19 protein-coding genes and 1 pseudogene are annotated in these 24803 nt (G+C 52.8%); 6 read left to right on the forward strand and 14 right to left on the reverse strand.

The annotated features are described in order from the left end of the window. Nucleotide 1 precedes the first annotated feature (1 nt). Nucleotides 2-535 (forward strand): TetR/AcrR family transcriptional regulator, encoded by a 534-nt coding sequence (locus EBB54_RS09570; protein WP_125127251.1) that lies wholly within the window; start codon nt 2-4, stop codon nt 533-535. Nucleotides 536-610: 75 nt separating this feature from the next. On the opposite strand, the gene EBB54_RS09575 is transcribed toward EBB54_RS09570, so the two are convergent. Further along, nucleotides 611-2293: a methyl-accepting chemotaxis protein gene (locus EBB54_RS09575; protein WP_004078377.1), complete on the reverse strand. Its 1683-nt coding sequence runs from the start codon at nt 2291-2293 to the stop codon at nt 611-613. 214 nt (nt 2294-2507) lie between these two features. On the opposite strand from EBB54_RS09575, the gene EBB54_RS09580 reads away from it, so the two are divergent. The 4 genes from EBB54_RS09580 (at nt 2508) to EBB54_RS09595 (ending at nt 7610) form a co-directional block, all read left to right on the forward strand. Further along, a complete protein-coding gene (locus tag EBB54_RS09580; RefSeq protein WP_125127252.1) occupies nt 2508-3866 on the forward strand; it encodes a replication-associated recombination protein A in 1359 nt (452 codons plus the stop codon). Between the two features lie 8 nt (nt 3867-3874). Beyond that, on the forward strand, nt 3875-5248 hold the full coding sequence (locus EBB54_RS09585) for a sedoheptulokinase (protein WP_125127253.1): 1374 nt from the start codon (nt 3875-3877) through the stop codon (nt 5246-5248). Between the two features lie 242 nt (nt 5249-5490). Next, complete coding sequence (locus tag EBB54_RS09590) at nt 5491-6852, forward strand: Mur ligase family protein (RefSeq protein WP_125127254.1); 1362 nt, start codon at nt 5491-5493, stop codon at nt 6850-6852. Next, the gene (locus EBB54_RS09595; protein ID WP_004078368.1) at nt 6849-7610 is read left to right on the forward strand and encodes a type 1 glutamine amidotransferase; all 762 of its coding nucleotides are present in this window, start codon (nt 6849-6851) and stop codon (nt 7608-7610) included. The genes EBB54_RS09590 and EBB54_RS09595 overlap by 4 nt, the downstream gene beginning before the upstream one ends. 269 nt (nt 7611-7879) lie before the next feature. Here the strand turns inward: EBB54_RS09595 and EBB54_RS09600 are convergent, their stop codons facing one another. The 6 genes from EBB54_RS09600 to gdhA form a co-directional block, all read right to left on the reverse strand. Next, on the reverse strand, nt 7880-8638 hold the full coding sequence (locus EBB54_RS09600; protein ID WP_125127255.1) for an ABC transporter permease: 759 nt from the start codon (nt 8636-8638) through the stop codon (nt 7880-7882). Further along, entirely contained in the window at nt 8635-9552 is a 918-nt protein-coding gene (locus EBB54_RS09605) for an ABC transporter ATP-binding protein (protein ID WP_125127256.1), read from the reverse strand. The genes EBB54_RS09600 and EBB54_RS09605 overlap by 4 nt, the downstream gene beginning before the upstream one ends. Beyond that, nucleotides 9549-9752 carry a PLDc N-terminal domain-containing protein gene (locus EBB54_RS09610; protein ID WP_125127257.1) on the reverse strand — a complete coding sequence of 68 codons (204 nt, stop codon included), beginning with the start codon at nt 9750-9752 and terminating at the stop codon, nt 9549-9551. Before EBB54_RS09610 ends, EBB54_RS09605 begins: the two co-directional genes overlap by 4 nt. Nucleotides 9753-9845: 93 nt before the next feature. Continuing rightward, nucleotides 9846-10388: a helix-turn-helix domain-containing protein gene (locus tag EBB54_RS09615; RefSeq protein ID WP_125127258.1), complete on the reverse strand. Its 543-nt coding sequence runs from the start codon at nt 10386-10388 to the stop codon at nt 9846-9848. Between the two features lie 80 nt (nt 10389-10468). Next, complete coding sequence (locus EBB54_RS09620) at nt 10469-13093, reverse strand: cation-translocating P-type ATPase (protein ID WP_125127259.1); 2625 nt, start codon at nt 13091-13093, stop codon at nt 10469-10471. A gap of 218 nt (nt 13094-13311) precedes the next feature. Next, nucleotides 13312-14646, reverse strand: coding sequence for an NADP-specific glutamate dehydrogenase (gene gdhA / locus EBB54_RS09625; RefSeq protein WP_125127260.1), 1335 nt, complete (start codon nt 14644-14646; stop codon nt 13312-13314). Nucleotides 14647-14975: 329 nt separating this feature from the next. Between gdhA and rpsU the strand changes: the two genes are divergently transcribed. Next, nucleotides 14976-15152, forward strand: coding sequence for a 30S ribosomal protein S21 (gene rpsU / locus EBB54_RS09630; protein WP_004054229.1), 177 nt, complete (start codon nt 14976-14978; stop codon nt 15150-15152). 104 nt (nt 15153-15256) lie between these two features. Here rpsU and alaS read toward each other — a convergent pair whose 3' ends face one another. The 7 genes and pseudogenes from alaS to EBB54_RS09665 all read right to left on the reverse strand — a co-directional run. Beyond that, nucleotides 15257-17896 carry an alanine--tRNA ligase gene (gene alaS / locus EBB54_RS09635; protein ID WP_125127261.1) on the reverse strand — a complete coding sequence of 880 codons (2640 nt, stop codon included), beginning with the start codon at nt 17894-17896 and terminating at the stop codon, nt 15257-15259. 120 nt (nt 17897-18016) lie between these two features. Next, nucleotides 18017-20461 carry a homocysteine S-methyltransferase family protein gene (locus tag EBB54_RS09640; protein WP_125127262.1) on the reverse strand — a complete coding sequence of 815 codons (2445 nt, stop codon included), beginning with the start codon at nt 20459-20461 and terminating at the stop codon, nt 18017-18019. Continuing rightward, nucleotides 20458-21108 (reverse strand): vitamin B12 dependent-methionine synthase activation domain-containing protein, encoded by a 651-nt coding sequence (locus tag EBB54_RS09645; RefSeq protein WP_004078359.1) that lies wholly within the window; start codon nt 21106-21108, stop codon nt 20458-20460. Before EBB54_RS09645 ends, EBB54_RS09640 begins: the two co-directional genes overlap by 4 nt. 14 nt (nt 21109-21122) lie before the next feature. Next, nucleotides 21123-21992 carry a methylenetetrahydrofolate reductase [NAD(P)H] gene (gene metF / locus EBB54_RS09650; RefSeq protein WP_004078357.1) on the reverse strand — a complete coding sequence of 290 codons (870 nt, stop codon included), beginning with the start codon at nt 21990-21992 and terminating at the stop codon, nt 21123-21125. 1 nt (nt 21993) lies between these two features. Continuing rightward, the gene (gene glgA / locus EBB54_RS09655) at nt 21994-23442 is read right to left on the reverse strand and encodes a glycogen synthase GlgA (protein ID WP_004078356.1); all 1449 of its coding nucleotides are present in this window, start codon (nt 23440-23442) and stop codon (nt 21994-21996) included. A 177-nt stretch (nt 23443-23619) separates the two neighbouring features. After that, entirely contained in the window at nt 23620-24408 is a 789-nt protein-coding gene (gene spo0A / locus EBB54_RS09660) for a sporulation transcription factor Spo0A (RefSeq protein ID WP_125127263.1), read from the reverse strand. Between the two features lie 254 nt (nt 24409-24662). Continuing rightward, nucleotides 24663-24785 (reverse strand): annotated as a pseudogene (locus EBB54_RS09665) (SpoIVB peptidase S55 domain-containing protein); the annotation flags it as partial. Nucleotides 24786-24803: the final 18 nt, after the last annotated feature.

Here is a 24803-nt window from a genome sequence, read left to right on the forward strand (position 1 = left end):
AATGAGACAGACTCCGCAAAATGTATCACCAATGAGCAACGAAGGGAGAAATTCCTATGTGATCCGGCATCTGACAAACTCGCTCCTCGAGCTGCTCGCCGTCAAGCCGATGGGAGCCGTTTCCGTCAGCGAATTATGCAGCCATGCCGGCGTCGGCAGGGCGTCCTTCTACCGCAATTTTGACAGCAAGGAAGGGATTTTAAAGGCATACGTCCGGCAAATATTCCGCGCCTGTATAGATGCATGCGAAAAGAGCCCGGACCGTTCCCTGCATGAAATGATCCGCATCCTTTTTTTACATTATGAAGAATACCGGGATTTTTACAGTCTTCTGAATCGAAGAAACCTGGTCGGACTGCTGAAAGACGTGATTATGGAGCTCTGCGGCCCAAAGCCGGAATATTTTGCGCCGGAAGCCTACGCCGCCGCTTTTGCCGCGTACAGCCTATACGGCTGGTCTGAGGTATGGTTCCAGAGAGGGATGCTGGAATCCCCGGAAGAAATGGCAAACCTGTTTAAAAACCAGGGACTCTAAAAAAGCCGGCAGGTGAAATAATCCTTACCTGCCGGCTTTGGCTGCTGTGATCCTTTTTATGATCCTCTGTATTTTTTAATAACGGCGCAGCCGGAACTTCTGTACCGAAGCTTTCAGGTCATGTGCCTGTTCCAGCAATTCCGACGCGGAAGAAGCCGATTTTTCTGCCGTTGCGGCATTGGTCTGCACCACATTCGAGATCTGTTCCATCCCCTGGGTCAGCTGACGCAGGGCCTCCACCTGCTGTACCGCGGATTCCGCGATCCGCTCCACCAGCTCCGTAGACCTGCGCGCGCCGGAAACGCCTGCCGAAAGGGCTTCCGTCGTATCCGCCGAGAGGGCGGTTCCCTCCTTCACCAGCTTGATCGACTCTTCGATCAATGACGTAATATTCTGGGCAGCCTCCGAGCTCTTATTGGCCAGGCTCTGCACCTCATCTGCCACCACTGCAAATCCCTTTCCTGTCTCACCGGCCCGTGCCGCCTCCACAGCCGCATTCAGCGCCAGAATATTGGTCTGGAAAGAAATGTCCTCAATGGTCTTGATAATTCCGCCGATTTCGGAAGAAGATTTTGAAATATCCTCCATTGCCCTGGTCAGCTCTTCCATCTTTGCATTGCACAGCTCCAACTGCCGGGCCGCGTCCATGGAACTCTTCCGGGCATGGTCTGCATCTGCTGAAGAATTGTCCACCTGTCCCGACAGTTCCTGGATATTGGCCGTCAGCTCCTCCACCGCGGAAGCCTGATCCATGGCCCCCCTGGAAAGGATCTGCGCACCGTCCGCCACCTGTTCCGATTCCGATGTTACCCGCTCTGCCGACTGGTTGATCTGGGAAAGTGCTGAGTTGAGCGCTTCTAAAATCTGGCGCATGGCCTTCTGGATCGGCTGGAATTCTCCCCGGTAATCGTCGCCGATCACCACATCCATATTGCCCTGTGCCATCTGGGCCAGCTTGGCGTCAATATCGTTGATATATTTTTTTAATTCCTGCTTCGTCTCATGAATGGACTGCACCAGCATCCCGATCTCCGAGGTATCCGGCTCCAATGTAAATTCCGCCGAAAGATTTCCGCAGGAAATCTCCCGCATCTGATCCCTGACCGCAATAACAGGCTTTAAGACCCGCTTCCTGGTCACCGTCTGGTTGGTGATCTGGAATACCCCTACCAATAACATGGCCAGAATCATGAAAAGCCTGATAAAAGCCTCCTTTTTTCCCAGGCCGCTGACCGCATTGCCGGTCCGTTCATCCAGAGCCGATAAAAACTGCTCCTTCAAAGAATTGATCTTCCCGATGGCCGTGCTGTATTCCGCTCCATAGACATAATCCAGCGCGTCTTCCAGATTCCCGTCCTGCACCTGGTTCATCGCCTCTTCCTCCAGAGGAACCAGTTCATTGGACAGGGCGGACATCTCGTCGATCATCGCCTGCTCCTGCTCGGTGATCCCGATCTCCTGCATGGCTTCGACCCCCTGGTCCCGGTTTTTCAGAGTATTGATCTCATTCCAGTAATTGTCATAATGCTCCTTCTCCCCGGTTGACGCGAATGCGCGCACCTCATTGGTCAGATAGGACGACCCGTTCATAAAACGGTTCGCGTTGTATGTAAGATTAAACCGATCCTCATTCGCCTGATCCAGCTGATCACTCACACTCCCGTATACAAATAAAAGAATGATCAGGACAACAAGGGCAAAAATAGACCCGCCGTTCAGGATCATGGTCAACGTGGACTGGTTCATAGATTTTTTCATTGCGATCTCTCCTCCCCTTAGAACCTGCTGCTTTTTGTTGCATAACCCCATGTTCTGCAACCCAACAATGCTATTTTACATAAAATCCGATAAAATTTCAATAGAATATCGCATATTCCTGTGATAAACTTAATATAAACGCGAAGCGGTTTGAAAAAGCCCCAAAATACGTTCACGGCCCGTCCCAAAAAATCCAAGGAGGCAGACTATTGCAATGGAACAGATGACATTATTTGATAACCGAAAAGAAAACGCGCCCCTGGCCAGCCGTCTCAGGCCCGCATCCCTGTCGGATTTTGTGGGCCAGAAGCACCTCTTGGGCCCCGGCAGGATGCTGCGGCAGCTCATCGAACGGGACCAGATCTCCTCCATGATCTTCTGGGGGCCTCCCGGTGTGGGCAAGACCACCCTTGCCAGCATCATCGCCGGACGGACCAAAGCCGATTTCATCAATTTCAGCGCCGTGACCAGCGGCATCAAGGAGATCAAAGAGGTCATGAACCAGGCGGAGCAAAGCCGGCGCATGGGGCTTCGCACCGTCCTGTTCGTGGACGAGATCCATCGGTTCAACAAGGCCCAGCAGGATGCCTTCCTGCCCTTTGTGGAACGGGGAAGCATCACCCTCATCGGGGCCACCACGGAAAATCCTTCCTTTGAGGTCAATGCCGCCCTGCTCTCCCGCTGCCGGGTCTTTGTCCTGAAAGCGCTGGAAGAAACCGACCTGGCAGAGCTGCTTGAAAACGCCTTGAAAAATCCCGCCGGATTCGGCACCCAGAACGTCCGGATTACCCCGGAGCAGATCCGTGCCGTCGCCGCGTTTGCCGACGGGGACGCAAGAGCCGCCCTCAATACGCTGGAAATGGCGGTTCTGAATGGTGAGATCAGCGCGCAGGGGATCACTGTCACCGCCGAAGGGCTTTCCCAGTGCATCAGCCGGAAATCCCTCCTCTACGACAAGAACGGGGAAGAACATTACAACCTCATCTCCGCCCTCCACAAATCCATGCGCAACAGCGATCCCGACGCGGCCGTTTACTGGATGTGCCGGATGCTTGAAGGGGGCGAGAACCCGCTCTACATTGCCAGACGCCTGATCCGGTTTGCAAGCGAGGACATCGGAATGGCGGACAGCCATGCCCTGCAGGTGGCTGTGTCCGTTTACCAGGCATGCCATTTCCTGGGTATGCCCGAATGCGACGTACACCTGACCCATGCCGTCACCTACCTCTCGCTGGCCCCCAAGTCCAACGCCCTCTACCAGGCCTGCGAATCCTGCAAGCAGGATATCAAAGCCCTGCGTGCCGAGCCGGTCCCCCTGCAGCTTCGCAACGCCCCCACAAAGCTGATGAAGGAGCTGAATTACGGAAAAGGCTACGAGTACGCCCACGATACGGAGGAAAAACTGACCCACATGGAATGTATGCCCGAATCCCTCCGGGACCGGACCTATTACCACCCTACAGATCAGGGCGAGGAGCGGCAGGCCAGGGAACGTCTGGAACAAATCCGGGACTGGAAGCAGCAGGTCCCATCATCAGATACTGCGCCCTTTCCGGCAGAGATAAAGGAGTGATCACACTTATGAAAAGTATCGGCATCGACATCGGAACCACCACCATCAGCATCATTGTGATGAATACCGCTGATTTTACCATTGAAGAATCCTGCACCCTGGACAACGGGGCCTTCCTCCCCTCCTCCCGCCCATGGGAGCGAATCCAGGATGTCTCCGGGATTCTTCGCAAAACCCAAACCGCATTGGAAGAAATCCTGGACCGTACCCCGGATATTTCCTCCATCGGACTGACCGGGCAGATGCACGGCATCGTCTACGTGGATCAGGCAGGAACTGCGGTCAGCCCTCTGTACACCTGGCAGGACGGCCGGGGAAACCAGCCGGATTTCCGGCAGGGTAAAAGCGTCTGTGCCTGTCTGTCCGAGGATTACGGCGTCAAGGCTGCCTCCGGTTACGGAATGGTCACCCACCTGTACAATGTCCAAAAGGGACTTGTCCCCCGGGAGGCCGTGTCCTTCTGCACCATCAGCGATTATCTGGGCATGGCGCTCACCGGACGCAGCCTGCCCCTGCTCCACATCAGCCAGGCCGCCAGCCTGGGCTTATACGACTGCCGTACCCATACCTTCCAGGAAGAGATCTTAAGGGAACATAACGCGCTGCCCCCGGCGCTTCCCTGCGTCACCCCGGATCTCCTGCCCCTTGGATATTTCCGCGGGATTTTGGTGGGCGTCTCGGTGGGGGACAACCAGGCCAGCTTCCTGGGTTCCGTCCGCGACGCAGAGCATTCCCTTCTGGTCAACATCGGAACCGGGTCCCAGATCTCCATGCTCTCCGACCGGTACTGCGAAGCCCTCGGCATCGAGTCCCGCCCCCTCACCCGGGACGCCTTCCTCCTTGCCGGCTCCGCCCTCTGCGGGGGCCTGGCCTTCGCCGCCCTGGAACGTTTTTTCCGGGAATACGCCGCGGCAGCCGGCGCTCCGGATGTCCCCCAGTTCGAGACCATGAAGCGGTTCCTGGAAGGGACGGATCTTTCTGCCGATTGCTGGAATGTCCGAACCACCTTTTCCGGCACAAGGGAACACCCCGCCGATTCCGGCTCTGTCACCGGCATCCGCCTGGAAAATTTCCACCCCGCCTCCCTGATTCGGGGCACCCTGAACGGAATGGCTGAAGAGCTTTACGCCCTCTACACCAACATCATACGGGAAACCAGCCAAGCAAAAACCCGGCTCATCGCCTCCGGAAACGGCATCCGCAAAAATCCCGCCCTCCGGCAGATTTTGGAATCCCGCTTCCAAATGCCCCTGGAAATCGTCCCCCACCAGGAGGAAGCCGCCGTTGGAGCCGCCATCGCCTCCCTGGCCGCCGCCAAAACCCTCTCCCTGAACCAGTGGCTTGGCCTGGCGGCCGGAGCACCTGAAGGGGGTGAACAGTAATCAATTCCCGCTACTGTTCACACGGTGTCGTGCACTTGCTGCACGGCATCCGTCCAATTCAGTGGTGGGGCGGGCATCCAGCCCCTCGCCGGCAGGCGACTTTTCAATGGGCTGGATGCCGTTACTGTGAGCACCCGGCCAGGGTGTAAACAGTAACCAATTCCCCCCTTGTTTTCTCCCTCGTCTTCCCGTATAATATACAAAGCCACCATTTCAAATTACAAAAAGGATAGAAAAACACTATGAACTTACGAAGCAAATTAGCCATCACCTGTGCCAAGGCCACCAGCGCACTGATCAAGAAGCTGAACCGGGGAAGCGGCGTCACCCTTCCCGGCTATGTAGCACGCCTGATCGACCCGAAGATCCTCACCGTCATGTCCGGCATGGTCCGGGAGAAGACCATCGTCACCATGGGGACCAACGGAAAGACGACCACCAACAGCATTTTATACCATGCCCTCAAAGCAGAAGGCAAAAAAGTCATCATCAACCGCACCGGCGCCAACATGCTCAACGGCATCATTTCCGCCTTCGTCCTGGCCACGGACAGGCACGGACGCCTGGACGCGGATTACGCCTGCATCGAGTGCGACGAGATCGCCTCCGTGCGGGTCCTTCCCCAGTTAAAGCCGGACTGCGCCCTGCTGACCAACATTTCCCGGGATCAGTTGGACCGCTTCGGAGAGGTGGACATTACCTTTCAGAAATTAAAGACCGCCGTCACCAGCGTCCCGGACAGCACCCTGATCATCAACTGCGACGACGTGCTCTCCTACACACTGGCCGCGGAAAGCAAAAACGCTTACGTCACATACGGAATCAGCGAACAGATCTTTGACGACATCTCCCGCTCGGAGATCCGGGAAAGCATTTTCTGCCGCTCCTGCGGAAAAAAAATGGACTACGAATTTTTCCACTACGGACAGCTCGGAATCTACCGCTGCCCAAACTGCGGCCTGGCCCGGCCTGAGCCTGACTACACGGCATCCGGCGTAGAGTTCCATGAGGAAGTCTATTCCTTCGATCTGGACGGGATGCGGATTCATTCCACCGCGCGGACGCCCTACAACATTTACAACACCCTGTCTGCCTATGCCGCGCTGAAAGCCCTTGGCGCGCCCATGGGACATTTTCAGGCGATGATCGAGTCCTTTGACTACGGCAACAACCGGGAAAGCATCTTCACCATCCACGGGGCACGGGTGCAGCTCCACCTGGCCAAAAACCCCATCGGCTTCCAGCAGAAGATCTCCCTGGTGTTAAAAGACCCCAATCCAAAGGACGTGATCATACAGATCAATGACACCTACCAGGACGGCGAGGATATCTCCTGGCTGTGGGACGTGGATTTCCAGTATCTGGCAGACGCCAACGCGGCCACCATCACAACCAACGGCACCCGCCGGCACGACATGGGGCTGCGGCTCAAATACGAAGATATCGACTGCGCTTCCACCACGGATCTGGAAGGCACCATCGAAACGCTGACAAAGACAGGTACGAAAAATCTGTATGTGATTGTAAATTATTCCGGACTCTACCGCACCAACCGCCTGCTGACCGGAATGGACGACAACAGGAAGGAGGCTGGACAGCCATGAAAAAACTGACCATCGGACATCTCTATCCGGATCTGCTGAACCTCTACGGCGACCGGGGCAACATCCAGTGCTTCCGCAAGCGTCTGACATGGCGTGGAATGGAAGCCGAGGTGATCCCCTTCCTCTCCGGGGATCCGATTGACTTTGAAAAGCTGGACATCGTGCTCCTAGGCGGCGGCTCAGACCGGGAGCAGGAACTGGTCTGCCAGTCCTTACAGGGGATCAAAAAAGATTTTCAGGCGTATGTAGAGGACAACGGTGTGGTGCTGGCCGTCTGCGGCGGCTACCAGCTCCTTGGAAGCTACTACAAAACAGAAACCAAGACCATCCAGGGTCTGGAAATCCTGGACATCTATACGGAATGGGAGCCGGAGCGGATGATCCGCAATATCATCCTGAACAGCCCCCTCTTCGACCGGCCGGTGGTGGGCTTTGAAAACCACGGAGGGCGCACCTACATCGGAAACCACACGCCTTTCGGAAAGGTGTTCTTCGGCCTGGGAAACACAGGCAAATCCGGCTATGAAGGGGTGGTTTACAAAAACGTCATCGCCACCTACCTACACGGTCCTCTCCTTCCGAAAAATCCTCACGTATGCGATTATCTGCTGGAAAAGGCGCTGCGGAAAAAATATGGGGAAGAGATCCGGCTGGAACCGCTGCCGGACGAACTGGAGCACAAGGCAAACAGTTATATCTTTGACCGGTACAACGACAAAAAATATGTGCTGAAAGAGACCATCAAGCGGTACACCTGATGAACGCTCTCTCTTTTCCGCACACGATCATATACCAAAAAAACGCGCGAATGGTAGCTACTCATAAAACAGTATCAACCAACAAACTGAAATAGGGTAGCTGCCATACAGGGTGCAGAAAAAGGCGAGTGAGAAACTGTACGAGGGAGCATAGAGGTTACGTCTGCCGGACGACGGCTTTTTTCTTTTGCCGTCGTCCGGCAGATTTACGCAGATGTTAAATTGTTTATACATAAGAGTATTTCTTCAAATCGTTGCAAATTCGACAATTAAAGCTGTTTTTTATTGAAAAGGCGAATGGCAGTCAGCACCCCCAAAATGGATAAGGCAATGGAAATAACAGCAGGTATCATAAATTCTGCCGGAACAGCTTCGCCGGAAATCAAATCTATATTTTTTGAAGTTAAAATGAACGGATTGAATTTCGCAATCGGTTCTATCATTCCGAGCAGGGATATTATGGCAACAATGCCGCCTGTAAAGAGTATGCTTGTGAAAGTCTGTCTGAATATCACGCACCCAATCATTAAAATACTCAAGTACAGAAAGCCGACGATCCAAAGGGAAACTGCCGCGAAAGCAACATTTGAAAGGTGGTTATCATTCCATAAAAGGGCTGTATAACCGTATGCCGCAGCATATCCAATCCAATAACTGATTGTCATAAGCGCGGCGGCTGCCGTATATTTTGCAAGGATAACCGCTTTACGGGATAATCCCTTCGTAACCATTAAAACTAAGGTTCCTTTGGAATATTCATTTGACAGACAACTTCCAAACAAAATGATAAATGCACTGAAACCAACGCCGGAAATGTTCTTGTAAAATTGTTTCCATGCGTCCAAAGCAACTGGTTCAGAGGTCATTTCCATATCTGCGGCCAAAGCCGATAATATTTCCGGCGTAAACTTTGCGAGAAACGCACTCATAATACCGAAAATCAGAAAGACTGCGAACAGGATAAGGAAACGATAGTTCTTCATATTTTCCGTAAATTCTTTTTTTATAAAAGCAATATATCCACTCATCTCACTACCTCCAAAAACAAACTTTCAAGGGACGGCTCCATAAGTTCTATTTTTACGGGACAAATCCCTGTTTCCGCAAGTACGCGAAACAATAATTTTTGCACACTTACCATATCTCGGCTATGCAAAATAAGTTCCCTGTTATTTTCTTCGGAATGAAGCAGCATTGGCTCTATGGATTTTTGTTTTTTGAAAAGCAGTAAATCTTGATCCGCCGAAAATTCTAAAAGCAAGCTGTCATGTCCATGTAAAGCCTTAATTTCTGCAAGTGTTCCGGTAACAGCGATTTTTCCCTCATTCAAAAAGGCGGCATGGTCGCAAATGCGCTCCACATCAGAAAGAATATGCGTGGAAAATAAGACCGTTGTCGTTTTGCTGATTTTATAAAGAATATCCAAAATCTCTTTTCTTCCTACGGGGTCAAGCGCGCTTGTCGGTTCATCACAAATCAGTAATTTGGGCTGTGTGAGCAACGCCTGTGCAATTCCTAATCGTTGTTTCATACCGCGAGAAAATCCGCCGATTTGCTTTGCTGCACCGTTTAGACCGACAAGGGAAAGGAGTTCATCACTTCTTTTTGAAATTTCGGTTTTTGATAGACCAATGACTTCTCCGCATAGCTTTAGATACTGTATCGGCGTCATATAGTTATAAAATTCTGGAACGTCCGGCAAATATCCAATATATTGATTTGTCCTTGTCTGTCCAAAACAAACAGGCTCATTGCAGACATGGATTTCTCCCTTGTCGGGCTGTAACAGTCCCAATACCATCTTCATAGTCGTTGTTTTGCCAGCACCATTTTTCCCTATGAAGCCAAAGATACTTCTCTCTGGAACAGACAGATTAAGATTGTCAATGATTTTCTGCTTTCCAAAACTTTTTGATAAATTTTGTATTGTGAGGATGTTCATTCGTTCTCCACCTTTCCAAAGACAAAATAAATAATCGGTCCAAAGAGCAAAAGGACTACAACAATTACAAGCCACATGGTTTTGTTTCCAAAGCGATAGCGTGGGTGTCGTAGAATGTGTCTTACTGCTGCTACTGCAAGAGCAATGTCTATCAGCAGAACAGGAACAAGTAATGACAGAATTTCAAATAATGTGTTCAATATTTTTACCTCCTATTTTATCGTTTTAATAATATTATCATAATGATAATATAAAGTCAATAGAAACCGTCCCTCTGATTTGGGACGGTCATTTTATTTATCTGTATTTTCTGCCGGAGATACGATTACGCCTATCGTCCGCAGCTTGCGTTCCGAGTTGGGTGCATTGCTTTTTGCTGCGCTGATTATTTGAGAAATACTTGTTATAAGAGAAGTCAATTCATCATCAGAAAGATATAGCGGGGAAAGAGAAAATCCCGTCATATCTTTTTTGATATTGATATTCGGAGAGTGGCAATATTCCTGAAACTGTTTTGCAAACCCAATGAAATATTGCATGAAATACTGCATATAAAGTTCGCCGGAATTTTTCTCGACGATTGTTTCTATATCGCTGCTGAGGTTGTGGGCCAGCGAATAAGTTTTTTCTACCGTACCGCGCACCTGTGTTTCTTCCACCACCTGTAAAATACCGTCGCTTAACATTTTTTTGAGATGCCGGTATAAGGTAGCTTGGGGAATGTCGGTATAAATATCGGCTAACTGTTTCGCAGTTGCTTTCCCCTGTGAATGTATTTCAAGCAGTAATTTACATTTCACCGGATTTGTAATGCACTCCATAAGCCTATCTGTCATCTTTCACCCTCCTGCCCGGGTTTATAAGGCCATCGTGCCGGCAGCGGCCGATCTCGGCGCACTGCCGGGCAGACTTTCCGTCACTTCGTTACTTCTTTTTCTTCTTTCTTTCCCCAGGCCCATTTTATCAGCTGTATCACCGGCAGGTTCAGTACTGCCAGTCCATACACCGTCAGAAGCTGCGTCCAGGTCAGAGTCTGCACCTTAAATACGCCTTTCAGCGCCGGGATCATCAGCACTGCCGTGATCAGGCACAGCCCCAGTGCAAAGGCCCCTAAGAGGTACACGTTGTTCCACATTTTTTTCGAAAACGCCGCAGGCTTGTCATCCTTGCAGTTGAATCCATGCACCAGCCGGGCCATGCACAGTGTCCCGAAAGCCATGGAGCTTGCCAGCAGGGCGCTGCCGGAGCGGTATCCGATATAAAACGCCGCCATGGTGGTTACCGCGATGCAGAGTCCCTCTATGCCGATCTTCTGGAGAAACTCCTTCGTCAGGATGGATTCGTCAACCGGCCGCGGCTTCTCCTCCATCACGTCCTTCGTATGGGGCTCCAGCCCCAGCGCAATGGCCGGAAGGCTGTCCGTTAAAAGGTTGATGAACAGCAGGTGCACCGGCGCAAAGGGAACCGGCAGGGCCGCAACAGACGCGTACAGCACGGCCAGGATGGCGCCGAAATTGCCGGACAGCAAAAACCGGATGGAATTTTTGATATTCCGGTAGACGTTCCGACCATTTTCCACCGCTTTGATGATCGTCGCAAAGTTATCGTCGGTCAGCACCATGGAGGCCGCGTCCTTGGACACTTCGCTTCCGGTGATTCCCATTGCCACGCCGATATCCGCCTGCTTAAGCGCCGGGGCGTCGTTCACCCCGTCCCCGGTCATGGACACGATGTTCCCCTTCTCCTGCCATGCGCGGACGATCCGGATCTTATGTTCCGGAGTCACCCTGGCATAGACCGAGATATCCTCCACAAAATCCCTCAGCTCCTGATCCGAAAGGGAGTCCATCTCCGCCCCCTCGCAGGCTTCAGACTCGTCTTTGAGAATCCCGATCCTTTTGGCAATCGCCGTGGCCGTCACCTTATGGTCCCCGGTGATCATGATGGGACGGATTCCCGCCCGTCTGCACTCCTTCACAGCCTCCGCCGATTCTTCCCGGGGCGGGTCCACCATCGCGATCATCCCGATAAAGGTCAGGTGGTGCTCATCCTCCAGCATCAGCTCATGATCCGGCGGGATCTCCTTGTAGGCAAAGCCCAGCACCCGAAGCCCCTCTTTGGAAAATTCCTGGTTCTGGTTTTTGATCTTTTCCCGATCCCCATCTGTCATTGGATGCACGCCGTCCTTGGTCTGGATGTAGGTCATCCGGTCAAGGAGCACATCCACCGCGCCCTTTACAAGCATGGTGGGACGGTCCTCCATGACATGCTGGGTGGACATCAGCTTTCGGTCGCTGTCAAAGGGGTTCTCCCCAAACCGGGGATATTTTTCCCTTACATCCGAAGCATGAAGCCCGAACCGGTCTCCCAGGTTGATCAGCGCGATCTCGGTGGGGTCGCCGATCTCCGTGCCGTCCGCATTGGAGGCGTCGTTGCAGAGGATACTGCTCAGAAGCAGCATGCTCTCCTGAGGGTCCTCCAGGTTAATCTCCTCCCCCCGGATGCGGATTCCGTTTACATAATAATCTTCCACCTTCATCCGGTTCTGGGTCAGCGTCCCTGTCTTATCCGAACAGATCACCGACACGCTTCCCAGTCCTTCCACCGCCTGCAGCTTCCGGATGATGGCATGCTCCCTGGCCATCTTCTGTGTCCCAAAGGAAAGCACAATGGTGACGATGGAGCTCAAAGCTTCAGGAATCGCCGCCACCGCCAGGGCCACCGCGAAGAGAAAGGCGTCCCCTGCGTCGCCGCCCCGAATGACCTGGATGCCGAATAAGATACCGCAGAAGGCCAGGATAAGAATGGAGAGTTTTTTTCCAAACTGATCCAGGTTCCTCTGAAGAGGCGTCTGCTTCTCCGAGGTCTTATTCAAAAGCCCCGCGATCTTGCCCACCTCTGTCTCCATCCCCACGGCAGTCACAAAAAAAGTCCCCCGCCCATAGGTCGCAAAGCAGCCGGAGTAAACCATATTGGTACGGTCTCCGAGAGGCACTTCCCCCGTCACGGGCTCGGTGCCCTTCTCCACTCCAAGGCTCTCCCCCGTCAGGGCGCTCTCATCCACCTTCAGGCTTGCGCACTCCAAAAGCCGCCCGTCTGCCGGGATATAGTCCCCTGCGTCCAGCAGTACAATGTCCCCCACGGTCACTTCCGCCGACGGGATCTGAACCAGATTCCCCTCCCGCAGCACCTTCGCCTCCGGCGCGGACAGCTTTTTCAGACTGTCCAGGGACTGCTCTGCCTTGACTGTCTGCAGCGTTCCAAGAACCGCGTTGACCGTAATCACGACCAGGATCACGACCGCGCTCTCCACATCGCTCAGCAGGCCGGATACAATTGCCGCTGCGATCAGGATCATCACGAGAAAATCCTTGTACTGTCCGAGGAAAATGTGCAGAATGGTCTCCTTCTTTCCCTCCGCCAGTTCATTTCGCCCGTATTTTTCCTGATGCTCCCGGATCTGTCCGGCGGTCAGCGGCTCCTCCGAACCGTTCACCTTCCGCATAACTTCCTTCCCCGGCAGTTGGTAATATTCACTCATATGAACTCCTCCTTCCATACACCCCCGCTTCTGTCTCACCTTATTCTTTCCAATATCAGGCAGATTTATAAGATAAGATCAAAAGCAAAAGCCCTGTATTCCGTCCTTTTCTAAAAAACTGCGGCTGCAAGTATGAAAGAAGTCAGGCCCGCCCCGTAAATGAGCAGGTCTGACTCAGTAATGATCAATCAAAGATTACTATTCACAGTAACATCAAATTACACGATCCCCTGTGCGGTCATTGCCTCTACCACCTTCTCAAATCCGGCGATATTCGCGCCTGCAACATAATTGCCTTTGCATCCGTACTTTTCGGCTGCGTCAGCCATGTTGTGGCAGATATTCACCATAATGCCCTTCAGCTTCGCGTCCACCTCTTCAAAGGACCAGCTCAGGCGCTCACTGTTCTGGGACATCTCCAGTGCGGAGGTAGCTACGCCGCCCGCATTGGCAGCTTTTCCGGGCGCAAACAGGACGCCGTTCTGCTGCAGGTACTCTGTCGCTTCCATGGTGGTCGGCATGTTCGCGCCTTCCGCAACCGCGATGCACCCGTTTGCAGCCAGGGCTCTCGCGTCCTCCAGATGCAGTTCGTTCTGGGTCGCGCAGGGCAGGGCGATATCCACCTTGACGGTCCATACGCCTCTTCCCTCATGGTATTCGGAATTGGGACGATAGTTTTTGTAGGAAGTCAGCCTTTCCCGCTTCACTTCCTTGATCTCCTTCAATGCAGCAACGTCGATGCCCTCCGGATCATAAACCCATCCGTTGGAATCGCTGGCTGTTACCACCTTCGCGCCCAGCTGCTGCGCCTTTTCGATGGCATAGATCGCCACATTGCCGGAACCGGAAACAGCTACGGTCTTGCCTGCGATGTCGATGCCGTTGAGCTTTAACATCTCCTGTGTCAGATAGAGCAGTCCGTATCCGGTGGCCTCGGTACGCGCCAGAGAACCGCCGTATGACAGCCCCTTTCCAGTCAGGACGCCTTCGAAGAGACCGCGGATTCTCTTGTACTGTCCGAACATATATCCGATCTCCCTTGCGCCGGTTCCGATATCTCCTGCCGGAACGTCCGTATCCGCGCCGATATATTTGCAGAGCTCTGTCATGAAACTCTGGCAGAAAGCCATGATCTCTCTGTCAGATTTTCCCTTGGGGTCAAAGTCAGACCCGCCCTTTCCGCCTCCGATGGGGAGCCCGGTCAGAGAATTTTTGAAAATCTGCTCGAATCCCAAAAATTTGATGATTCCCAGGTTTACGGACGGATGAAGGCGAAGCCCTCCCTTGTAAGGTCCGATGGCGCTGTTAAACTGTACGCGGTAACCTGTATTGACATGAACCTGTCCATTGTCGTCCACCCACGGCACACGGAACTTGAACTGTCTCTCCGGCTCTACAAGCCTTTCCAGAAGGGCGTCCCTGCGGAACTTCTCCTCGTTCGCCTCCACAACGGTACGGAGAGACTCCAGAACTTCCTTCACAGCCTGATGGAACTCCGGCTCCGCAGGATTCTTCTTTACAACTGATTCAATGACTTCATCAACATATGACATACTCTACATTACCTCCTAAACATAAATAGCCGGACAGACAAAGCCGCCCGGCGGATATCATGCGGCCGCCCGGCTGTAAAAACCTGATCCTGCCGCGCTGCTGCAATATTATGACATTTTGCCTACCTGTTTATTTTATAAGCTAAATACGGGATTGTCAATAAAAACTTTGTCGCAAAATATGCATATACAACGACTTTCATGAAATTTTTGTGAAGAAACAGTTGACTGAACGAAAAAATATGTTATAATCTTCTGTAGTGCTAAATATACCCGAACAGTCGTATGATGCACAATACAAGGCTGGAGGGGAGGTTAGGTGTGAGTCTATGTCAAATGTAATCGTGAAAGAAAACGAGACGTTGGATAGTGCTTTACGCAGATTCAAAAGAAACTGTGCGAAAGCGGGCATTCAGCAGGAGATCCGTAAAAGAGAGCATTATGAGAAGCCAAGCGTAAGACGTAAAAAGAAGTCTGAGGCTGCTAGAAAGCGGAAGTATAATTAATATGTGCAACTGAGAGGGTGCCGGAGATTCGGCATCCTCTTTTGCTGTAAAAAAATACCTGCCGGTGACGGGATATCCCGTACTCCGGCAAGCATTTTTTGTTCTTAAGCAAGCTGTTCTTCCAGGACTTTGGCCGCCTTTTCCAGCGCTTCCGGAATACCCGCCGGGTTCTTCCCGCCGGCCTGCGCCATATTGGGGCGTCCGCCGCCTCCTCCGCCTACGCAGCCTGCCACCGCCTTGATGAGATTGCCCGCATGGGCGCCCTGCTTCATGGCTCCTTCCGTGGCCGTCACCATCAGGCAGACTTTCCCGCCGCTTACGGAGGCCAGCACGATCACGCCCTCCCCAAGCTTTTCCCGGAACTGGTCGCCCAGGTCCCGAAGGCCGTTCATATCCACTTCCTCAAGCTGTGCCGCAAGCAGCTTCACGCCGGATACCTCCTGCACCTGATCCAGGATATCCCCTGCGGCGTCCTTTGCCATCTTGCTCTTCAAGCCTTCCACCTCTGCATGGAGGGCCTTGTTCTCGGCAAGCATATGGCTGATCTTGTCTCCCAGGTTTTCCGGGCTGGCTTTCAGCAGCTTCGCCGCTTCCCGCATCTTCTCTTCCAGCCCTGCGTAGTACTTGAGAAGCCCTTTGGAGGTGAGTGCTTCGATTCGGCGCACGCCCGCCGCCACACCGGTTTCGCTGACAATCTTCATGGCCATGATCTCGGACGTATTCCGGACATGGGTACCGCCGCAGAACTCGATGGAATAATCTCCCATATTCACCACCCGGACCACATCCCCGTACTTCTCCCCGAACAGGGCCTGTGCCCCGGTCTTCCGTGCTTCCTCAATGGGCATATTCCGAATGTCAACGGGCAGCGCACCCGCAATGCTCTCGTTGACCAGATTTTCCACCTGTTCCAGCTCCTCCGCCGTGAGCGCGGAAAAATGGGTAAAGTCGAACCGCAGCCGGTCTTCGTTTACACTGGAGCCTGCCTGCTCCACATGGGTGCCGAGAACGGTGCGCAGCGCCTTCTGGAGCAGATGGGTAGCGCTGTGGTTCCTTGCGGACAATGCCCGCTTCTCTGCATCCACCTCCAGGCTCGCCAGATCGCCTGTCTTTACCATGCCCCGAACGACCCGGCCCACATGTCCGATCTTGCCGCCTAAGAGCTTGATCGTATCCTCAACCTGAAATTCTCCATCCGGGGTGCGGATGATCCCGGTGTCAGCCTCCTGTCCGCCGCTGGTGGCATAGAAGGGGGTCTCTTTTACGAAGACGGTTCCCGTCTCTCCCTCGGAAAGAGCGTCCGCCAGCTCGGTCTCCGTGGTCAGGACCGTGATCTCCGATTCCCGGCTCAGATGGTCGTATCCCACAAAGGTGCTGGTCACACTGGGATCAATGGACTCGTATACGGTCACGTCGGCTCCCATATAGTTGGTGACCTCCCTGGCATCCCTGGCGGTCTTTCTCTGTACCTCCATGGCGGCCCGAAAGCCCTCTTCATCCACATCCATCTTCTTTTCTTCCAGGATCTCCTTCGTCAGATCCAGCGGGAAACCATACGTGTCATAGAGCTTAAATGCCAGATCCCCGGACAGGGTGCTCTCCCCTTTGCCCTCCAGCTCCTTGATCAGGTCGGAGAGAATCCCCAGCCCCTGGTCTATGGTCTTATTGAACTGCTCCTCTTCCTTCGCGATCACCTTCAGGATAAAGTCCTTCTTCTCCTCCAGCTCCGGATATCCGTCCTTGGAGCCTGCAATGACCGTCTCAGCCAGTTTTGGCAGGAAGCTGCCCTCAATTCCCAGGAGCCGTCCATGGCGGCAGGCACGGCGCAGCAGACGGCGCAGCACATATCCCCTTCCCTCATTGGAGGGCATGATACCGTCGGAGATCATAAAGGTCACGGAACGGACGTGGTCGGTGATCACGCGGATGGACACATCGTCCTGGTATTTTGCTCCGTACTCCTTGCCGGCCAGGCTGCACACATGGTCACGCAGCGCCTTGATGGTATCCACGTCAAAGATGGAGTCCACATCCTGTACCGCCGAAGCCAGACGCTCCAGCCCCATGCCGGTATCGATATTCTTCTGTTCCAGTTCACTGTAGTTTCCTTTGCCGTCATTGTCAAACTGGGTAAACACGTTGTTCCAGATCTCCATGTACCGGTCGCAGTCGCAGCCCACCGTACAGTCCGGCTTGCCGCATCCATACTTCTCCCCGCGGTCATAATAGATCTCCGAGCAGGGGCCGCAGGGGCCGGAACCGTGCTCCCAGAAGTTGTCCCCTTTTCCGAATTTGAAGATCCGCTCCGCCGGAATCCCCATTTGCTTGTTCCAGATCTCAAACGCCTCGTCGTCCTCCTCATATACGGAAGGATACAGTCTGTCCGGATTGAGCCCCACAACCTGGGTCAAAAATTCCCAGGACCACTCGATGGCTTCCTTCTTAAAATAATCTCCAAAAGAGAAATTTCCCAGCATCTCAAAAAATGTGCCGTGGCGGGCCGTCTTTCCCACATTCTCGATATCCCCCGTACGGATACACTTCTGGCAGGTGGTCACCCGTCTCCTGGGCGGAATCTCCTGCCCTGTAAAATACGGCTTTAAGGGTGCCATTCCCGAATTGATAAGCAGCAGGCTCTTATCGTTATGCGGCACCAGCGAAAAGCTCTTCATGGCCAGATGCCCTTTACTTTCAAAGAACTCCAAAAACATTTTTCTCAACTGGTTCACTCCATATTGGTGCATTTATTTCATCCTCCTATCGCTCCGCTCTATATGGCTGTTGTTCATCATACCACAGCGGTCCGCGTTTGTAAACGTTCACTTCATTTCCGCAAAGCAAGTTTTATTTCCGCAATGCAGCTTTTATTTCAGCAATTTCTGCGCATAATAAACGGACTGCATCGCGTCCTTCCCATAAAAATCCGCGCCGATCATGTCCGCGTATTCCTGGTTCAGCACCGCGCCGCCGACCATGACCCTGCAATTCGGCGCCTCCTTTTTCAAAAGGCGGATCGTCTCCTCCATGCTCACCACCGTCGTGGTCATCAGCGCGCTCAAGCCCACCAGACGTATATCCTGTGCCTTTACCGCCTCCAGGATGGCCTCCGGGGGCACGTCCTTGCCCAGGTCGATGACCTCAAAGCTGTAGTTTTCCAGCAGGACTTTCACGATATTTTTTCCGATATCATGGATGTCCCCTTTCACCGTCGCCAGAACCACTTTTTCCTTCTTCTCCGCCTGAGGACCGCCCTCGGCGATCTGCTCTTTCAACACGGCAAACGCGGCCTTGGCCGCTTCCGCGCTCATCAGAAGCTGGGGCAGAAAGACGGTTCCCTGTTCAAAGCCCTTTCCCACACAGTCCAGAGCCGGAATCAGGTGGGTATTGATGATCTCCAGCGGCTCCTGCGTTTGGACCAGCGTCCCGGCAATACGGTGGGCGTCCTCTTTCAGCCCTTTCTCAATCACTGCCCGCAGATCCATGACAGTGCCTCCTTTTGCTCCTGATCCCCCGGAATCAGCGGAAACGTCCTGCCCCCGTTCAGAACCGGAAGGGCTTTGGCCTACAGCCGCCTGTTCCCGAACCCGCCGGCCTGCGTATTTTTCCACATAACGGCCGCAGTTTTCGTCAAAGCCCAGAAGGGCGTGGTACGCGTCATAGGCTTCCATCATAGCCTCGGAGGAGGGATTCACGATCCCCGCGCTGAGCCCGCTGTACATGGCCATGGTATAGAAATTGGCGTTCAGGATCGGACGGCAGGGAAGGCCGAAGGAAATGTTGGACACGCCCAGCACCGTATGCACTCCCAGTTCCTTCCGTACCCGGCCCAGCGCCTCCAACGCCACGGCAGCTCCCTGGGGCTCTGAGCTGACGGTCATCGCCAGGACGTCGATCACCAGGTCTTTTTTCTCGATCCCATACCTGGCCGCTTCCCGGATGATCTTTTCCGCCACCCGGATTCGGCCGTCTGCCGTACCTGGAATCCCTTCCTCATCCAGGGTCAGTCCCACCACGACTCCTCCGTATTTGGCGATCAGCGGAAAGACCGCGTCCATGGATTCCTGCTTGCCGCTGACCGAATTGACCATGGGCTTTCCGTTGTAGATCCGCATCGCCGCCTCCATGGCGCGGATATCCACCGTGTCGATCTGGAGGGGCAGGCTGGTGACGCTCTGCAGCCCCTGGACGGCCTCCACCATCATCGCCGTCTCGTCGATGTCCGGCAGGCCCACGTTCACGTCCAGGATATGGGCCCCGTTCTCCTCCTGCAGGATTCCTTCTTTTAAAATATAATCCAGGTCATGGTCTTTCAACGCCTGCTTGAACTTCTTCTTTCCGGTGGGGTTGATCCGCTCCCCGATGATCTTGGAGCCGCTGCCTAAGATCACCGCCTGCCCGTAGGAAGAAACCATGGTCAGATTTTTTCTGCAGACAGGCTTTACGGACATCCCTTTGCATTCCCGGATCATATGCCCGATATGCTCCGGTGTAGTTCCGCAGCATCCGCCGATGAGGGCCGCCCCCTTCTCCACGATGACCTTCATCGTCCGGGCAAATTCCTCCGGATGCACGTCATAAACGGTCTCCCCTCCCTGCTGTTTCGGAAGTCCTGCATTGGGCTTCACGATCACAGGAACGGACGCATAGGACAGCAGTTCCTCCAGAACGGGCAGCATCTGCACCGGCCCCAGCCCGCAGTTTACCCCCAGGGCATCCACCCTGAGTCCTTCCAGCAGGCTCACAAGCGCCAGAACATCCGCACCGGTGAGCAGTTTTCTACGTTCGTCAAAAACAGCCGTCACAAACACCGGCAGTTTTGTGTTCTCCTTTGCCGCCAGCACCGCCGCCTTGATCTCGCAGGTATCGCTCATGGTCTCAATATGGATCAGGTCCGCTCCGGCCTGCTCCCCGCAGACCATGGCCTGGCGGAAGGCTTCATAGGCGTCCTCAAATTCCAGATCCCCCATGGGCTTCAAAAGCTTCCCGGTGGGGCCTACGTCCAGTGCCGTATAGACGCTGCGCCCGGCCCGGCGGGCCGCTTCTTTCACATGGCCTACAGCCTTTTCGATGATCTCCCCAAGGGGATAGCCTCCGTCCCGGAACTTTAAGGCATTTGCCCCAAAGGTATTGGTCAGGACCAGATCGCTGCCGGCCTCGATATAGGCCCGGTGGATGCCGATGATGTCCTCCGGGCGTTCCGCGTTCCATGTCTCCGGCAGTTCTCCCGGCTTTAATCCCTTTGCCTGGAGGAGCGTGCCCATGCCGCCGTCAAAAAAAAGCAGTTTTTTTCCCAAGTCTTCTCTTATCATAAGGTATCCCTTCTATATATACAGTCTGTTTTTTCGCAGGCTTCACAGCCCTGGACGTGGCAATGCACCGGAAGGGTGCCTGCCCCAATCACCGCCGTCACGGATTTGGACGGAACCATCATAAGGCTCTCCGTAACCGTCAGCCCGATGCGCCTGGCGCAGTCCAGCATCTGCGTCAGTTCCTTCTGACACTCCATGGGGAAATCCCCGTACCCCGGGCTGAAGCGGGGTCTCAGATAACGGCCCTCTGCTTTTAGCTCTGCCCGGATCTCTTCCTGGCACGCATCGCAGTATTCCTCCAAAAGTGCTGCAGCACATGCCTGCAGCACAACGGTCAATGCCATATCTGTTTTCGATGTTCTGGACAAAAGCTGATCCACCCCGATTCCCAGGGTGGCTCCAAATAAAACAATCTTATCGCAGCCCCGGAGGTTTTTCCCCAGGTTCCTGCTCTTTACAGTCAGGCTTCCGAACCGGACGGTCTCCGCGTCCGGCTGCTCTAAATCAAAGATGCGGTAGACCGACTTCCTGCCGGCAACGGACCGCAGTCTCTCAAAGGATTCTGCGATCAGCCGCAGTGTCTGATCATCTACCGCATTTTTTCCATACCCCAGGTATCGGACAGCCTCTCTCATCCGTTGATCCATTCCTGTGAGCTCTCCTAACACTTTATGATCTCCGACAGATTCTGCATGATCCTTGCCGCCACGTCGGGCTTATTCATGGAATAAATATGAATATTCTTCACCCCGTTTGACAGCAGGTCAATGATCTGGTCTGTGGCATAAGCGATCCCCGCCTGCATCATCGCCTCCGGGTAGCTTCCAAACCGATCCAGCAAGGCCAGAAAACGCCTTGGGAATACGGTTCCGGACAGCTCCTGGCTGCGCTTCATCTGCACGGCACTGGTGATCGGCATAATCCCCGGAAGTACGGGGACCGTGATCCCGGCCTCCCGGATTCGGTACAAAAAGTTATAATGGATATCGTTGTCAAAAAACATCTGGGTCGTGAGAAAATCCACGCCGCTGTCTACCTTCTGCTTGAGATAGCGGATGTCATCCGCCTTGTGGTCGTTCTCCACATGCCCTTCCGGGTAGCAGGCCGCGCCGATGCAGAAGTCCCCGTGCTTCCGGATCTCCTCCACCAGCTCCCATGCATAGTGGAAACGATCCTCTGTGGGGAATGCCATGCCTTCGGGAATATCCCCCCGAAGGGCCAGGATATTCTCAATGCCAAGCTGCCTGAGATTGTCGATGACGCCCCGTACCTCCTCCTTTGTGGAAGACGCGCAGGTCAGATGGGCCAGGCTCAGTACCCCCAGGTCGTCCTTGATGTGGGAAGCGATCCTTGCCGTATTCTTGCTGGTCCCGCCGCCTGCTCCATAGGTAACGCTGATATAGGAAGGGTTCAGCTTCGCAATCCTGTCCGTCGCATCCATGACCTTGTCAAACCCGGCATCCGTCTTCGGCGGAAATACCTCAAATGAAATGTGTATCCTGTCCTCGTTCAGCCTGTCTATGATCTTCATATCATTCTCCCAGCAAATCTTTGTAGAGATTCTCATACTGTCTCGTGGAATTATTCCAGGAGAAGTCCTCTGCCATAGCGCGCTCGATCATCTTATTCCAGTCTCTCTTCTTGTCATAGTAGATCTGTTCCGCGTAGCGGATCGTATTGAGCATCTCGTGTGCATTGTAATTGGTAAAACTGAATCCCGTTCCCGTCTTCTCATACTCATTGTACGCCACCACCGTATCTTTGAGTCCGCCTGTCTCACGCACGATCGGCAGGGTGCCGTAGCGCAGGCTCATGAGCTGGCTCAGTCCGCATGGCTCGAACAGGGACGGCATCAAAAACGTGTCCACTGAAGCATAGATCTTATGGGACAGTTCGTCGGAATAATAAATATTTGCGGAAACCTTTCCGGAATACTTCCATGCAAAATGACGGAACATGTTCTCATACTTCGGATCTCCGGTACCCAGCACTACGATCTGCACCGCGTCCTGACAGAGCTCGTCCATCACGTAATCAATCAGGTCAAAGCCTTTCTGATCCGTCAGACGGGATACGATACCGATCATCATCACATGGGCATCCTTATCCAGTCCCAGTTCCTCCTGAAGAGCCAGCTTGTTCATCTGCTTAAGCTTACGGAAATTCTCAATATTAAAATTCTTGGCGATCCTTGGATCGGTCTCCGGATTCCAGTCCGTATAGTCCAGTCCGTTTACGATCCCGCTGAGCACATTGGAGCGTGCATTCATCAGACCGTCCAGTGCTTCCCCGTAGAACGGCGTCTTGATCTCCTCCGCGTAGGTCTGGCTTACCGTGGTCACCCTGTCAGAATAGACAATACCGCCCTTTAAAAGGTTGGCGTCCTTATAAGCCTCCATCTTGTCCGGGACGAAATAATACTCCGGAAGTCCTGTGATGCCGCGTACGGTCTTGGTGTCCCATACGCCCTGGAACTTCAGGTTATGTATTGTCATGACCGTTGCGATCCCGCGATAATATTCCCCTGCATAGCGGAAATTATCCAGATATACCGGAATCAGTCCTGTCTGCCAGTCATGGCAGTGGATCAGATCCGGACGGAAACCGATCACCGGAAGAATACTTAACACTGCTTTCGAAAAGAACGCGAACTTCTCAATATTCCACTTAGGATCTCCCTCATAGGGCGCAAATCCGTTGAAATAGTGTTCGTTGTCAATAAAATAGAACTTCACACCCTCGTATTCGCACTTAAGGATTCCCACATAACGATCCTGCCCTGCAAGATTCATGTAAAAGTGGTCTACATATTCCAGCATATCCTTCCACTTCTGATACATACAGTTGTATTTCGGCAGCACAACGCGCACGTCGTACCTATCCTTGTCAAAATATTTTGGCAAAGATCCCGCCACATCTGCAAGCCCTCCTGTCTTAATAAACGGAACGCACTCTGAAGTTGCAAATAAAATGTTTTTCATAGCTAACAAACCTCTGACCCTTTCTTAGTATCTCCTAAAATAGTATGATTATTGCTATTATAACTCATTTTTCGTACGTTGAAAAGATTTATCTTGCAGGAATATTGGCTAAATTTTGTTTTTCTTTTGGGAATTATGTCTTGAACTGTGAAATCGTGCCTTTGAATAGAATTGATTTTATCTATGCTTGTACTCCAGCTGTATTGTGTCTGCGATCAATGCGATGAATTCAGAATTGGTCGGCTTGCCTTTTCCGTTACTCACAGTATACCCAAACAGTTCATCCAATGTATCCAGCTTCCCCCGGCTCCATGCAACCTCGATGGCATGACGAATGGCTCGTTCAACCCGGCTGGAAGTAGTCTGGTACTTTTTCGCTACAGTTGGGTACAGCACCTTTGTAATCGCATTTAGGACGTCCATATCCTCGACTGACATGATGATAGCATCCCTCAGGTAATGGTATCCTTTAATATGGGCTGGTATTCCAATTTCGTGAAGCATATCTGTAACTCTATTTTCCAGGTCATCTTCTCGAATCTGTGTATTTTCAATAACTTCTTCTATTTTCCTTTCGTGGTTTCGAAATACCTTTCTTACAGTCTTGATTCTGTCCAATAAGATCTCGTTATTGAACGGCTTCATAACATAGTAATTTGCACCTTTATTAAAAGCATCTTCTGTAATTTTTTCCTGTCCGACTGCTGTAACGACAATGAAATAGGGAGGCTTCGCCATGGTCTTTTCGTGATTGATATGTTCCATCACCGTCAGACCATCCATTTTCGGCATGATCAGATCAAGAAGGACAACATCCGGCTGTTTGTCTTTGATGATCTGACACATTTCCTCGCCATTCTTCGCTTTACCTACTACACTAAGCTCTTTGTCGATACTAATGATCTCTTCAAGCATATTGAGCATTTTTTCATTATCGTCAGCGATAGCAACGGTCAATTGTTCCATACCTTTTCCTCCAGACAGGTTTCTTGTACCGCAGAATTACCACTATCAAGTCTTATTATATCTACACAAGATTACAGAATCAAGGATATTTTACCGTGATGATTCGACATGTAATGTCGAAGAATTGTCAGTTTTTCACGCTTTCTGCCGGAAGCTGCCGATTTTTATAAACGGATATCCTGCTGAAAACGGGCTTCTTCGGCCGTCTGTTCCTGTCGTTACGCGCCTGCGCCCACCGCCGTGAAACACAGGATTTACTGCGCCTCACGGACCATGGTTTCTGCGAAGATGCCGTAACCTTTTGTCGGATCATTGACAAATACGTGGGTCACCGCGCCCACAAGCTTTCCGTCCTGGAGGATCGGCGAACCGCTCATGAGTGTGTCAAGTAAAGG

The sequence above is a fragment of the Schaedlerella arabinosiphila genome (assembly GCF_003885045.1).
Taxonomy (GTDB): Bacteria; Bacillota; Clostridia; order Lachnospirales; family Lachnospiraceae; genus Schaedlerella; species Schaedlerella arabinosiphila.

Bases quoted from the DNA above. Each gene is read 5' to 3' on its own strand.
- EBB54_RS09570 (WP_125127251.1), top strand. From the start codon at position 2: ATGAGACAGACTCCGCAAAATGTATCACCAATGAGCAACGAAGGGAGA.
- EBB54_RS09575 (WP_004078377.1), bottom strand. From the start codon at position 2,293: ATGAAAAAATCTATGAACCAGTCCACGTTGACCATGATCCTGAACGGC.
- EBB54_RS09580 (WP_125127252.1), top strand. From the start codon at position 2,508: ATGGAACAGATGACATTATTTGATAACCGAAAAGAAAACGCGCCCCTG.
- EBB54_RS09585 (WP_125127253.1), top strand. From the start codon at position 3,875: ATGAAAAGTATCGGCATCGACATCGGAACCACCACCATCAGCATCATT.
- EBB54_RS09590 (WP_125127254.1), top strand. From the start codon at position 5,491: ATGAACTTACGAAGCAAATTAGCCATCACCTGTGCCAAGGCCACCAGC.
- EBB54_RS09595 (WP_004078368.1), top strand. From the start codon at position 6,849: ATGAAAAAACTGACCATCGGACATCTCTATCCGGATCTGCTGAACCTC.
- EBB54_RS09600 (WP_125127255.1), bottom strand. From the start codon at position 8,638: ATGAGTGGATATATTGCTTTTATAAAAAAAGAATTTACGGAAAATATG.
- EBB54_RS09605 (WP_125127256.1), bottom strand. From the start codon at position 9,552: ATGAACATCCTCACAATACAAAATTTATCAAAAAGTTTTGGAAAGCAG.
- EBB54_RS09615 (WP_125127258.1), bottom strand. From the start codon at position 10,388: ATGACAGATAGGCTTATGGAGTGCATTACAAATCCGGTGAAATGTAAA.
- EBB54_RS09620 (WP_125127259.1), bottom strand. From the start codon at position 13,093: ATGAGTGAATATTACCAACTGCCGGGGAAGGAAGTTATGCGGAAGGTG.
- gdhA (WP_125127260.1), bottom strand. From the start codon at position 14,646: ATGTCATATGTTGATGAAGTCATTGAATCAGTTGTAAAGAAGAATCCT.
- rpsU (WP_004054229.1), top strand. From the start codon at position 14,976: ATGTCAAATGTAATCGTGAAAGAAAACGAGACGTTGGATAGTGCTTTA.
- alaS (WP_125127261.1), bottom strand. From the start codon at position 17,896: ATGCACCAATATGGAGTGAACCAGTTGAGAAAAATGTTTTTGGAGTTC.
- EBB54_RS09640 (WP_125127262.1), bottom strand. From the start codon at position 20,461: ATGATAAGAGAAGACTTGGGAAAAAAACTGCTTTTTTTTGACGGCGGC.
- EBB54_RS09645 (WP_004078359.1), bottom strand. From the start codon at position 21,108: ATGGATCAACGGATGAGAGAGGCTGTCCGATACCTGGGGTATGGAAAA.
- metF (WP_004078357.1), bottom strand. From the start codon at position 21,992: ATGAAGATCATAGACAGGCTGAACGAGGACAGGATACACATTTCATTT.
- glgA (WP_004078356.1), bottom strand. From the start codon at position 23,442: ATGAAAAACATTTTATTTGCAACTTCAGAGTGCGTTCCGTTTATTAAG.
- spo0A (WP_125127263.1), bottom strand. From the start codon at position 24,408: ATGGAACAATTGACCGTTGCTATCGCTGACGATAATGAAAAAATGCTC.